The organism is Streptomyces sp. JJ66 (genome assembly GCF_019303495.1).
GTDB lineage: Bacteria > Actinomycetota > Actinomycetes > Streptomycetales > Streptomycetaceae > Streptomyces.
Window position 1 is genome coordinate 67,439 of record NZ_JAEVFI010000003.1, and the last position, 12,033, is coordinate 79,471.

Here is a 12,033-nt window from a genome sequence, read left to right on the forward strand (position 1 = left end):
TGCCGATCCGCTGGGCTCGGGGCGGGCGTCAGCCGGCGGGGAGGCGGACCACGTCGGCCGCGTCGAAGCCGACGCCCACCCTCTCCCCCACCGCCGGGGCCGCGCGCAGTGTGCTGGCGGCCTCGATGCGGGGTCCGTGGTCCGCGTCGAGCAGCACCACCACGTGATCGCCGCGGAAGGTGCGGGCGGCGACGGTGCCGGTGAGCCCGTCGCCGCCGGCGCTTGTCGCCGCCTGGAGCCGTACCCCGCCGGGCCGCACGAGCACCGTGCACGGGCCCGGCGGCGTGCCCGGGGGCAGCGGTACCGGGCCCCACGCGGTGTCGGCCACCGCGCCCCGCGCGGTACCGGGCACCACGTTGCCGAAGCCCAGGAAGCGGGCGACGAACGGCGTCGCGGGGCGCTCCCACACCTGAACCGGCGTGCCGCTCTGCGCGACGCGCCCACCGTGCATGATCACCACACGGTCGGCGAGCGCGAACGCCTCGCCCTGGTCGTGGGTGACGGCGAGCACGGTCGTCCCGAGCCGGTCGAACAGTTCGCGCAGCTCGACCACGAGGCGTTCGCGCAGCCCCCGGTCGAGCTGGCCGAGCGGTTCGTCGAGCATCAGCAGGCCGGGTTCGGGGGCCAGCGCCCGGGCGAGCGCGACGCGCTGCTGTTCCCCGCCGGAGAGCGAACCCACCGCGCGCCGCCCGGCCCCGGGCAGCCCGACCAGCTCCAGCAGCTGGGCGACCCGTGCCGTCGTGCACGCCTTCGGGGTGCGGCGCATGCGCAGGCCGAAGGCGACGTTCCCGGCCACGTCGCGCTGCGGGAACAGCTGGTGGTCCTGGAACATCAGGCCCACGCCGCGCTGGTGCGCGGGCACCTGGGCCACGTCCCGCCCGCCCAGGCACACCTGTCCGGCGTCGGCTGGCTGGAGCCCGGCGACCGCGCGCAGCAGGGTGGACTTGCCGCTGCCGCTAGGGCCGAGCACGCACACCGTCTCGCCTTCGGCGACGGTCAGGTTGACGCCGTCGAGCGCGGTGTGACCGCCGAAGCGGACGGTCAGCGCGCGCACGTACAGGGCTGCCATCTAGAACTCTCCCGAACTGTGGGGGCGCACGCGTTCCAGCGCCAGCAGACTGACCGCGCACACCAGCATCAAGAGGGTGCTGAGCGCCATCGCCTGGCCGTAGTTCAGCTCACCGGCGCGGCCGAGGAACTGGGTGACGGCGACGGGCAGCGTCGGCTCGCCACCGCGTGCGATGAACACCGTCGCGCCGAACTCGCCCAGCGAGACGGCGAAGGCGAACCCGGCGGCGACGGCGAGCGCGCGGCGCACCAGCGGCAGGTCCACCTCGCGCCAGACGCGCAGCGGCGAGGCACCGAGCACCGCGGCGGCCTCCCGCAGCCGTTCGTCCACCGCGCGCAGCACCGGCAGCATGGTGCGGACGACGAACGGCACGCCCACCAGCGCCTGGGCGAGCGGCACCAGCAGCCAGGACGACCGCAGGTCCAGCGGCGGCTCGTCCAGGGCGATGAGGAAGCCGAAGCCGACGGTGACCGCCGAGGTGCCCAGCGGCAGCATCAGCAGCGCGTCGAAGCCGCGCACCAGCCTCCCGGCGCGCCGGGTGAGCGCGGCGGCCGCCAGGGCGCCGACGGTGACGGCGATGGTGGTGGCCACGGCCGCGTACCGCAGCGAGTTGCCGACGGCGTGCAGCGGCGGCACGGTGAACCCGGAGGCGATGTCGGGGGCGGCGGCCAGCGCCCGGTAGAAGGTGAGCCCGTAGCCGTCGGGCCCGGCCAGTGAGCGCTCCACGAGCACGGCCAGCGGCAGCAGGAGCAGCACCGCGATGAGCGCCAGCTGCGACCCCAGCAGCGTCCACTGACCGGCGCCGCGCGGGCGGCGGGCGGTGCGGGCGGCGTCCACCAGGCGCAGCGCGGATTCCCGGCGCCGCACCGTCCAGGCGTGCACGGCCAGCAGCGCGGTGACGGCGGCGAACTGCAGGCAGGTGAGGACGGCGGCGGTGGGCAGGTTGAGGAAGTGGGCGGTCTGCCGGTAGATCTCGACTTCCAGCGTGGCGAAGCGGGCGCCGCCGAGCACCTGGATAACGCCGAAGGAGGTGAAGGTGAACAGGAACACCATGAGCGCGGCGGCGGCGACGGCGGGCGCCAGCGCGGGCAGCGTGACCGTGCGCCACGCGGCCAGCCGGGACGCCCCGAGCATGCGCGCGGCCTCTTCCTGCCCGGGGTCGAGCTGGGCCCACAGTCCGCCGACGGTGCGCAGCACGACGGCGTAGTTGAAGAACACGTGCGCGAGCAGGATCGCCCACAGCGAGGTGTCAAGGCGCAGGCCCCACGCCTGCTCCAGCAGCCCGCCGCGCCCGAGCAGCGCCAGGAACGCCGAGCCGACGACGACGGTGGGCAGCACGAACGGCACGGTAACCACCGCGCGCAGCAGCCGCTTGCCGGGGAAGTCGAAGCGGGCGAAGACGTAGGCGCCGGGCAGCGCGAGCACCAGCGTCAGCGCTGTGGAGGCCGCCGCCTGGCCGACGGTGAAGCCGACGACCTGCGCGGTCACCGGATCGGTGAGCACCTCGCGGGCGTGGGTGAGGTCCCAGTGGCCGTCCGGGCGCAGGCCGCGCGCGACGATGGCGGCCACGGGGTAGGCGAAGAACACCGCGAAGAACGCCATGGGCACGGCCATCAGTCCCAGCCGCACCGCCCGCCCCCGCCACGCCGCCGCCCGCGCGGAGGCGGCTGGTCCCCCGGCGCGCGGGCGTCCGGCAGGCGGTGGGTGGGCAGGCGGTGGCCCTGCGGGGCCGGGCGGCGGGCTCGCGGCCGGGCGGCGGGCGGCGCGCCGGGTCAGCGCATCAGGGAGGACCACTGCTCGATCCACTGCTCCCGGCCCGCGTCGATCTTCTCGGGCGCCACCTGGTGCGGGTCCTTGCTCTCGGCGCCGTACCGGGTGAACACCTCGGGCAGTTCGGCGTCCTCGCGGACCGGGTGGACGAACATGCTGAGCGGGATGTCCTCCTGGAAGGTGCGGCTGAGCAGGAAGTCCAGCAGCGCCTTGCCGCCCTCGGGGTTGGCCGCGCCGTCGAGCAGCCCGGCGAACTCCGTCTGCTGGAAGCACGTGCCGGTGGCCACGCCCGTCGGGGCCTGCCCGGGGTTCTTCTCGGTGCCGTAGTACACCTCGGCCGGGGGGCTGGAGGCGTAGGAGACGACGAGCGGCCGGTCGCCGTCCCGGCCGGCGGCCGAGCCGCTGAAGTGGTCGTTGTACGCCTGCTCCCAGCCCTCGGCCTGGAGGACGCCGTTGGCCTTGAGGTCCTTCCAGTAGTCCTGCCAGCCCGACTCGCCGAAGGCGCCGACGGTGGCCAGGAGGAACGCCAGCCCCGGCGAGGAGGTGGCCGGGTTCTGCACCACCAGCAGGTCCTTGTACCGCGGCTCGGTGAGGTCCTCCAGCGTCCGCGGCGGCTCGACGCCCTGGTCCTCGAAGTAGGCGCGGTCGTAGTTGACGCACACCTGACCGGTGTCCACCGGCGTCACCCGGTGCTGCCCGGAGTCCGGCTGGACGTCCTGCGGCACCCGGTCCAGGCCCTTGGCCTCGTACGGCGTGAAGATGCCGGCGTCCAGCGCCTTGGAGAGCATGGTGTTGTCCACGCCGAACAGCACGTCGCCCTCGGGGTTGCCCGCGCTCAGGATCGCCTTGTTGACCACCACTCCGGCATCGGCGCTCCCCAGCACCTCCACGCGGTACCCGGTCTCCTCGGTGAACTGCTCCAGCACGTCGTCGGACACCAGGAACGACTGGTGTGTCACCAGGGTCACCGTCTTACTCTCCGGCCCGGCGGCGTCGCCGCCGTCCTCGCCGTCGCCGGAGCCGCCGCAGCCCGCGAGCAGGGCGGTGCCGAGCGCGGCGGTCAGGAGACCGCGCAGTGTGGTGGTGCGAGTCATCGGTGCTGCCTTCGCAATACGGGCGCGGGGCAGCGTCGAGAGGCGGCTTCCGAACTTCCTACCCGGCATGACCCGGGCGAGGTTCGAGGGTCTGCGGTCCCGGTCCTCACGGCTGGTACCGCACTCTCAGCGCTGCGCGCTCCCCTGTCGGATGGTGATTCGTATGTTCGGACGATACCAGCGCCGCCATGCGGCCCGGCGTGCGGTCTCACGGGCGCCGCTGAGCGCGTGCGCACCGGCCCGCCCCGGACAAGCTCCCCTCCCGCCCGCTCGGCGCCCGCCCCGGGGTGGGCTCAGCGCTCCCCCGCCGCGAGCTGCCCGCAGGCGCCGTCGATCTCCTGACCCCGGGTGTCGCGCACCGTCACCGGCACGCCGTGCAGCTCCAGAGTGCGCACGAACTCGCGCTCGTCCTCGGGCCGCGACGCCGTCCACTTCGACCCCGGCGTCGGGTTGAGCGGGATGAGGTTGACGTGCACCCGCTTGCCCTTGAGCAGGCGTCCCAGCAGGTCGGCGCGCCACCCCTGGTCGTTGATGTCCCGGATGAGCGCGTACTCGATGGACACGCGCCGCCCGGAGGCCGCCGCGTACTCCCACGCCGCGTCCAGCACCTCGCGCACCTTCCAGCGGGTGTTGACCGGCACCAGGGTGTCGCGCAGCTCGTCGTCCGGCGCGTGCAGGGAGACCGCGAGGCGGCACGTGAAACCCTCGTCCGCGAGGCGGTGCATCGCCGGCACCAGACCGACCGTGGAGACGGTGATGCCGCGCTGGCTCAGCCCCACCCCGTCCGGCGCCGGGTCGGTCAGCCGCCGGATCGCGCCCACGACCCGGCGGTAGTTGGCCAGTGGCTCGCCCATGCCCATGAACACGATGTTCGACAGCCGCGCGGGCCCGCCGGGCACCTCTCCGTCCCGCAGCGCCCGCATGCCGTCCACGATCTGGTGCACGATCTCGGCAGTGGACAGGTTGCGATCGAGTCCGGCCTGCCCGGTGGCACAGAACGGGCAGTTCATGCCGCACCCGGCCTGGGAGGAGACGCACATGGTGACGCGGTCGGGGTAGCGCATCAGCACCGACTCCACCAGCGTCCCGTCGTGCAGCCGCCACAGCGTTTTGCGCGTCGCGCCGTCGTCGCACGCGATGTGCCGCACCACGCTCATCAGCTCGGGCAGCAGTTCGGCCGCCAGCTTCTCGCGCGCGGCGGCGGGGATGTCCGTCCACTCGGCCGGGTCGTGCGCGAACCGGCCGAAGTAGTGCCGCGAGAGCTGCTTCGCCCGGAACGGCTTCTCCCCCGCCCCGACCACCGCCTCCTTGCGCTGGGCGGGATCGAGATCGGCAAGGTGCCGCGGCGGCTTCGTGGCCCCCCGCGGCGCGACAAACGTCAGTTCTCCAGGCGCAGGCATAATGCCCCCAGTGTGGCAGATCGTTCCGCCCAGCCCTGGTCAGCCGGGTAGGGCCTCGGTCACCCCCGGCTTGGCGTCAGCCTGGGCACCTTCCGGGCGGCCTGGGCCAGCCCGCCGGAAGCACCCCGGCTGCCCTGCACGCGACGCGGTTCCCGGCGGGCGGTGGCCTGCTCGCCCTGGGCGCACGCCTACGGCCTCCACGGCATGCGGTGCGAAGGCCGGTGCGGGCAGCCAGGGGCGGGCCTGGCTGGCGAGCTCAGCCGGTGCCGGTGAACAGCACCAGCAGCAGCCAGACGACGGGGGCGGTGGGGAGGAGGGAGTCGAGGCGGTCCATGATGCCGCCGTGGCCGGGGAGGAGGTTGCCCATGTCCTTGATGCCCAGGTCCCGCTTGATCATGGACTCGCCCAGGTCACCCAGGGTGGCGCTGACCGCGACGGCCAGGCCCAGGATCAGGCCCTGCCACCAGGCACCGCCGTCGATGAGGAACTGCATGCACAGCGCGCCGGCGGCCATGGCGAAGCCGATCGCGCCGAGCAGACCCTCACGGGTCTTGCCCGGACTGATGCGCGGCGCGAGCTTGCGCTTGCCGTAGCGCCAGCCGACCGCGTACGCGCCGGTGTCGCTGACCACCGTCAGCAGCAGGAAGGTGAACACGCGCAGCGAGCCGTCCTCGGCGGCCAGCATCAGGGCGACGAAGGTGGCGAGGAAGGGGACGTAGAACACGGCGAAAACCCCGGCCGTGACGTCCTTGAGGTAGTTGTGCGGGCTCTGCGTCATCCGCCACAGCAGCACCGCGAGGCAGGTCAGCGCCATGACCGTCCAGGCGGCCTCGGCACCGCGCGCATACCCGGCCACGACCATGACCGCGCCACCGGCGGCCAGCGGCGACAGCGGGGCACGGATAGCGCGGCGTTCGGACAGGCGCGTGGTCAGCTCCCACAGACCCACCACCACCGCCGCCACGATGACGGCGACGAAGACGTCCTTGACGAGGAAGAGGGAGGCGAGGATGACGGCGCCCAGGCCGACACCGACCCCTATCGCCGCGCGCAGATCGCGCCCGGCCCGCTTCTGGTGCCCCGGCGGGGAGGCGGGCACGGGCGTGGCCGGTGAGGCGCCGGGGCCGGGGTCACCGGGCGGGAACGGTGGGCCACCGCCCACCTGGCCGCCCGGCCCGGGGCCGCGGCGGTCACCAGGCTCCTCCTGGTCGCCGCCGCTGGCGTCGGACACGATGGGCATAGGCCGAGTCTGCGCCGTATCGCCGACGTCGTGGGCGGGACCCGCCGACGGACGGTGCCCCGGACCGGGCTGGAAGGCGTATCCGGTCGGCGGAGACGCCGGCGGGGTGGCACCCGCGGCACCCCAGGGTGAGTCGTTCACTGAAAATGCAGCCTCTGTGTGGAACCCGGTACCCGTAAACGCGTGCATCCGGTGACGCCACGCGCCCCGCACGCGTGCGGTCGCCGTCAGACCTCCATCAGTTCGGATTCCTTGTGCTTGAGCAGCTCATCGACCTGGGCGACGTACTTGGAGGTGGTGTCGTCGAGGTCCTTCTCGCCGCGGCGCCCCTCGTCCTCACCGATGTCGCCGTCCTTGACCGCCTTGTCGATGGCCTCCTTGGCCTTGCGGCGCACGGAGCGGATGGAGACCTTGGCGTCCTCGGCCTTGCCCTTGGCGACCTTGATGTACTGCTTGCGCCGGTCCTCGGTCAGCTCCGGGAAGACCACCCGGATGATGTGCCCGTCGTTCGACGGGTTGACGCCGAGGTCGGAGTCGCGGATGGCCTGCTCGATGTTGCGCAGCGCGCTCTTGTCGAACGGCGTGACCACGGCCATGCGCGGTTCGGGCACCGAGAACGACGCCAGCTGGTTGATCGGCGTCAGCGCGCCGTAGTAGTCGGCCACGATCTTGTTGAACATCGCCGGGTGCGCACGTCCGGTGCGGATCGCGGCGAAGTCCTCCTTGGCCACCACGACCGCCTTCTCCATCTTCTCCTCGGCTTCGAGGAGGGTCTCTTCGATCACCACGTGCTCCTGGTTCGATGAATGAGCGGAATAAGCGTTGTTGTCCTGGGCTGGCCAGGGTTGCCCCGAGCTGCCCTGGGTGGGCTGCCCGGGGACGCCCGCAGTGCGCCGGCGGCCCGCGCTGGCCTCACCCGCGGTTGCTCTGGCTGCTGACCAGCGTCCCGATCTTCTCACCCTGGACGGCCCGCGCGATATTCCCCTCGGCGAGCAGTTCGAAGACAAGGATCGGAAGTTTGTTGTCGCGGCACAGGGTGATCGCGGTCATGTCGGCGACCTTCAGGTCGCGGGCGATGACCTCGTCGTAGGTCAGCGCGTCGAACTTCACCGCGTCGCGGTTCTTGGCCGGATCGGAGTCGTAGACGCCGTCGACGCCGTTCTTACCCATGAGCATCGCCTCGGCGTGGATCTCCAGGGCCCGCTGAGCGGCGGTGGTGTCGGTGGAGAAGTAGGGCATGCCCATGCCCGCGCCGAAGATCACCACACGGCCCTTCTCCAGGTGGCGGATGGCGCGCAGCGGGATGTACGGCTCAGCGACCTGGCCCATGGTGATCGCGGTCTGCACCCGCGAGTCGATGCCCTCCTTCTCCAGGAAGTCCTGAAGGGCCAGGCAGTTCATGACGGTGCCGAGCATGCCCATGTAGTCCGAGCGGGCCCGGTCCATGCCGCGCTGCTGGAGTTCGGCACCGCGGAAGAAGTTGCCGCCGCCGAGGACGACGGCGATCTGCGCACCGTCCCGCACCACGGACGCGATCTCGCGGGCGATCTTGTGCACAATGTCGGGATCGACGCCGAGACCGCCGCCACCCGAGAAGGCTTCACCGGAGAGCTTCAGCAGAAAACGGCGGGGAACGTCTGGGTCGGTTTCGGTCCTGCTCATGAAGATCTCCTCGTGCACCTACGGCCCCACACGAGAAAGGCCATTGCCCCGGAACGGCGGTTCCCTGCGGCAATGGCCTCCTCGGTGCGGCTCTCACAAAGCTGCCGTGTGCCCGACCCTATCCGGCGGCCGGACGGCTGGGGCCCGTCCGGCGCGCGGCCGGGCCCCTCACGTCACCTGGCTCAGGCTCCGACGCGGAACCGCGCGAAGCTCCGCAGCGTGACGCCGGCCTCGTCCAGCACCTTCTGGACAGACTTCTTGTTGTCCTTCGCGAACGGCTGGTCCAGGAGGCAGTTCTCCTTGAAGAAGCCGTTCACCCGCCCCTCGACGATCTTCGGCAGGGCGGCCTCCGGCTTGCCCTCCTCCTTGGCCGTGGCCTCGGCGACACGGCGCTCGTTCTCCACCGTCTCGGCCGGAACGTCGTCGCGGGAGATGTACTTCGGGCCGAACGCGGCGATGTGCTGCGCGACGTCCTTGGCGACCTCGGCGTTCTCCTGGTCCAGCTGCACCAGCACGCCCACCTGCGGCGGCAGGTCGGGGTTGGTGCGGTGCAGGTAGGTGGCCACGAAGCCGCCGGTGAAGTGAGCGAAGCGGTCCAGGACGATCTTCTCGCCGAGCTCGGCGTTCTTCTCGTCCACGTACGCCTGGACGCTCTTGCCGCTCTCGATCTCCGAGGCGAGCAGCGCGGCGGTGTCGGCCGGGGAGGTGGCCGCGATGTGCTCGGCGATCACGGTGATGGCGGCCTGGAACTTGTCGCCCTTGGCGACGAAGTCCGTCTCGCACTTCAGCTCGACCAGCACGCCGGAGGTCTTGTCGTCGGCGATGAGGGCGGTGACCGCGCCGTTCTCGGCGGTGCGGGACTCGCGCTTGGCGACACCCTTCTGGCCCTTGACGCGCAGGATCTCGACAGCCTTGTCGACGTTGCCCTCGCCCTCGTCGAGGGCCTTCTTGCAGTCCATCATGCCGGCGCCGGTGAGCTCCCGGAGCTTCTTGACGTCAGCGGCGGTGTAGTTCGCCATGGGGTGAATCTCTTCCCGGAATGTCGATGAGGTGGTGTCGGCCCCGGGTCGAGCGGAGTGCGTCGATCGGGGTCGATCGAAGTGGGTGCGGCCGCACGGCGGGGCGGGCGCGGAGGGTGCCGCCCCGCCGTGCGGCCGGTGCGCTGCTCGCGCTGGGACTGGGGCGTCAGGCCTGCTCGGCCGGGGCCTCGGTCTGCGCCTGCTCGGCGGGCTGGCCCTCGGCCTTGTCCTCAGCCTTGGCCTCGACCTTGTCCTCAGCCTTGGCCTCGGTCTCGCCCTCAGCCTTCGCCTCGGCGGCCTTCTCGCCACCCTCCAGCAGGTCGCGCTCCCACTCCGGCAGCGGCTCGGCGGACTTCTGCTCCGCGCCGCCCTTGCCCTCGGCCGCACCGGAACGGGCGATGAGGCCCTCGGCGACGGCGTCGGCGATCACGCGGGTGAGCAGGGTGACGGAGCGGATCGCGTCGTCGTTGCCCGGGATCTTGTAGTCAACCTCGTCCGGGTCGCAGTTGGTGTCCAGGATCGCGACGACCGGGATGTTGAGCTTGCGCGCCTCGCCGACGGCGATGTGCTCCTTCTTGGTGTCCACGATCCAGACGGCGCTGGGCACCTTCTGCATGTCGCGGATACCGCCGAGGGTCTTCTCCAGCTTGGCCTTCTCGCGGGAGAGGACGAGCAGCTCCTTCTTGGTGAGGCCGGAGGCGGCCACGTCCTCAAAGTCGATCTGCTCCAGCTCCTTCAGGCGCTGCAGCCGCTTGTGCACGGTGGAGAAGTTGGTCAGCATGCCGCCGAGCCAGCGCTGGTTGACGTAGGGCATGCCCACGCGCGTGGCCTGCTCGGCGATGGCCTCCTGGGCCTGCTTCTTGGTGCCGACGAACATGACGGTGCCGCCGTGGGCGACCGTCTCCTTGACGAACTCGTAGGCGCGGTCGATGTACGACAGCGACTGGAGCAGGTCGATGATGTAGATGCCGTTGCGCTCGGTGAAGATGAAGCGCTTCATCTTCGGGTTCCAGCGGCGGGTCTGGTGCCCGAAGTGGACGCCGCTCTCCAGCAGCTCCCGCATCGTGACGACGGCCATGGCCGTTCTCCTCGGTGTGGTACTCGGTTGTCGGCGACGGCCGGCGGCCGGCGCCCCTGACGCCCCGGACGCGTCCTGCCTGACGGCCCGCCGACGTCCACGCGAGGTGGGAGGCGGTTGGTCAGGACCGAGATACGCGGCCGCCCGACGGAGGCTCCGGCGGGATGGCGGGGCGTGCGAAGTCAACCCGGTGACCCGGGTCGCCGACAGAAGTGTACGGGACCGCGCCCACGGCGAGCGACACACGCCGTTGTCCACAACCGGCGAGTAATCCACAGGCTCCAGCACGTTATCTCCCGGCCCGGCACGCTAAGTCCATGCCGATCTCGCTGACCGCACTGCTGCTGCTCGTCATGCCGCTCGCTTCGACGCCGGCTCCGCCACCGGTCGTCCCGCCACCCGGGCTGCCGCCTGCGACGGCGCGGGCGTCCCCACCGGGGGCACCTTCCGGAACGCCGGTCGCCCCTTCGGCGGCCGTGCCGCGAACCGGGGCACCCGATCCCGGCCCGGCGCCCGTCTGGCCGCTGACCGGGGCGTTTGTCGCCGAAGGGTTCGCACCGCCCCCGGTGCGCTGGGCGCCGGGCCACCGCGGGGTGGACTTGCTCGGTCGCGCGGGGCAGCCGGTGCGCTCGGTGAGCGGCGGCCGCGTCGTCTTCGCCGGGACGGTCGCGGGGCGCGGCGTGGTCTCGGTCGAGCCTGACGGCTCCGCGCCCGGCCGCCGGGTGACGTACGAGCCACTGCGCCCCTCGGTGACCCCGGGCGACCGCGTGGTCCCCGGCGACACCCTGGGCACCCTGGCCGCCGCCGGTTCGCACTGCGCCCCACGCGCCTGCCTCCACTGGGGCCTGCGCGTCGGGGAGGCGTACCAGGACCCGCTGTCGCTGCTGAGCACGGGGCCGTCGGTACTCCTGCCGCTCACCGGCGTCCCGGTCCCGCGCGAAGGTGGGGTGAGGTAACCGGCGCGACGCGCGGTACCCCGGGGCTGCCCCGGTGGGCTGCCACCCCGTGGGCAGCCGACGAGCCGACACGCGCCACCGAGGAGGAGACGACCGGGGCGGGAGGCGGGGAGGGGTGGGGGGAGGGGGCGGGGGGAGGCCCTACGGGGTGAGGCCGTGGAGGGAGAGGGTTACGGCGGCTTCCGTGATGGCGGTGGGGTCCTCGGCGGCGCCCAGTTCGACGCGGCGGACCGCGGCGTCGACGACTCCTTGCAGCAGCATCGCCGCGAGTCGGGGTGCGGGGTGGCCCAGCGCTTCGATGGCCTCGACGATCATGGCGATGAGGGCGCCGTGTGCGGCGCGGATCTTCTCGCGGGCGCTGGCGTCCAGTTCGCTGGCCGAGATGGCCACCACGGCGCGGTGCCGCCGGTCGCCGACAAGGGCAAGCTGGCGGCGGATGTACGCCTCGATCTTCGCCTCGGGGGTGGATGCGCCAGCCATGGCGGTCTCCACCTCGGCGGCCCAGACCGGGAAGTCAACCGCGCACAGCTCCTCGACCACGGCGGCGCGGGAGCGGAAATACTCGTAGACCGAGGAGCGGGCCAGGCCGGTGCGTTCGGCGAGGGCCGGGAAGGTCAGCGCCTCGGTGCCGCCCTCGGACAGCAGGGTGCGCGCCGCCTCCAGCAGGGCGTCGCGCTGCATGGTCCGGTGCTCGGCCACGGTGGCCGCTCGAATCCTGGGCACGCCCCCACGATAGGCCCTGGTG

At 72.4% G+C, this 12,033-nt stretch carries 11 protein-coding genes and 1 riboswitch; of the genes, 1 reads left to right on the forward strand and 10 read right to left on the reverse strand.

Going from position 1 to position 12,033, the window contains the following annotated elements; genetic code table 11:
• Positions 1–28: 28 nt before the first annotated feature.
• From JJV70_RS03820 to rpsB, 9 genes are all read right to left on the reverse strand, one after another.
• Entirely contained in the window at positions 29–1,069 is a 1,041-nt protein-coding gene (locus JJV70_RS03820) for an ABC transporter ATP-binding protein (RefSeq protein ID WP_219046248.1), read from the reverse strand.
• Positions 1,070–2,683 (reverse strand): iron ABC transporter permease, encoded by a 1,614-nt coding sequence (locus tag JJV70_RS03825; RefSeq protein WP_219046249.1) that lies wholly within the window; start codon positions 2,681–2,683, stop codon positions 1,070–1,072.
• A 158-nt stretch (positions 2,684–2,841) separates the two neighbouring features.
• Positions 2,842–3,933, reverse strand: a complete 1,092-nt coding sequence (locus tag JJV70_RS03830; protein ID WP_219046250.1) for a thiamine ABC transporter substrate binding subunit — start codon at positions 3,931–3,933, stop codon at positions 2,842–2,844.
• 37 nt (positions 3,934–3,970) lie between these two features.
• Positions 3,971–4,089, reverse strand: a riboswitch (TPP riboswitch).
• 137 nt (positions 4,090–4,226) lie between these two features.
• Positions 4,227–5,333, reverse strand: coding sequence for a 23S rRNA (adenine(2503)-C(2))-methyltransferase RlmN (gene rlmN, locus JJV70_RS03835; RefSeq protein WP_219046251.1), 1,107 nt, complete (start codon positions 5,331–5,333; stop codon positions 4,227–4,229).
• 256 nt (positions 5,334–5,589) lie between these two features.
• Positions 5,590–6,714 carry a phosphatidate cytidylyltransferase gene (locus tag JJV70_RS03840; protein ID WP_374227241.1) on the reverse strand — a complete coding sequence of 375 codons (1,125 nt, stop codon included), beginning with the start codon at positions 6,712–6,714 and terminating at the stop codon, positions 5,590–5,592.
• Positions 6,715–6,800: 86 nt separating this feature from the next.
• Positions 6,801–7,358, reverse strand: a complete 558-nt coding sequence (gene frr, locus JJV70_RS03845) for a ribosome recycling factor (protein WP_219046253.1) — start codon at positions 7,356–7,358, stop codon at positions 6,801–6,803.
• 127 nt (positions 7,359–7,485) lie between these two features.
• The gene (gene pyrH, locus JJV70_RS03850; RefSeq protein ID WP_219046254.1) at positions 7,486–8,235 is read right to left on the reverse strand and encodes a UMP kinase; all 750 of its coding nucleotides are present in this window, start codon (positions 8,233–8,235) and stop codon (positions 7,486–7,488) included.
• A 182-nt stretch (positions 8,236–8,417) separates the two neighbouring features.
• On the reverse strand, positions 8,418–9,254 hold the full coding sequence (gene tsf / locus JJV70_RS03855) for a translation elongation factor Ts (protein ID WP_219046255.1): 837 nt from the start codon (positions 9,252–9,254) through the stop codon (positions 8,418–8,420).
• Positions 9,255–9,420: 166 nt separating this feature from the next.
• Positions 9,421–10,332, reverse strand: a complete 912-nt coding sequence (gene rpsB / locus JJV70_RS03860) for a 30S ribosomal protein S2 (RefSeq protein WP_219046256.1) — start codon at positions 10,330–10,332, stop codon at positions 9,421–9,423.
• A gap of 317 nt (positions 10,333–10,649) precedes the next feature.
• Between rpsB and JJV70_RS03865 the strand changes: the two genes are divergently transcribed.
• Positions 10,650–11,288, forward strand: coding sequence for a murein hydrolase activator EnvC (locus JJV70_RS03865; RefSeq protein ID WP_257573319.1), 639 nt, complete (start codon positions 10,650–10,652; stop codon positions 11,286–11,288).
• A gap of 141 nt (positions 11,289–11,429) precedes the next feature.
• Here the strand turns inward: JJV70_RS03865 and JJV70_RS03870 are convergent, their stop codons facing one another.
• Positions 11,430–11,969 (reverse strand): TetR/AcrR family transcriptional regulator, encoded by a 540-nt coding sequence (locus JJV70_RS03870; RefSeq protein WP_219046313.1) that lies wholly within the window; start codon positions 11,967–11,969, stop codon positions 11,430–11,432.
• Positions 11,970–12,033: the final 64 nt, after the last annotated feature.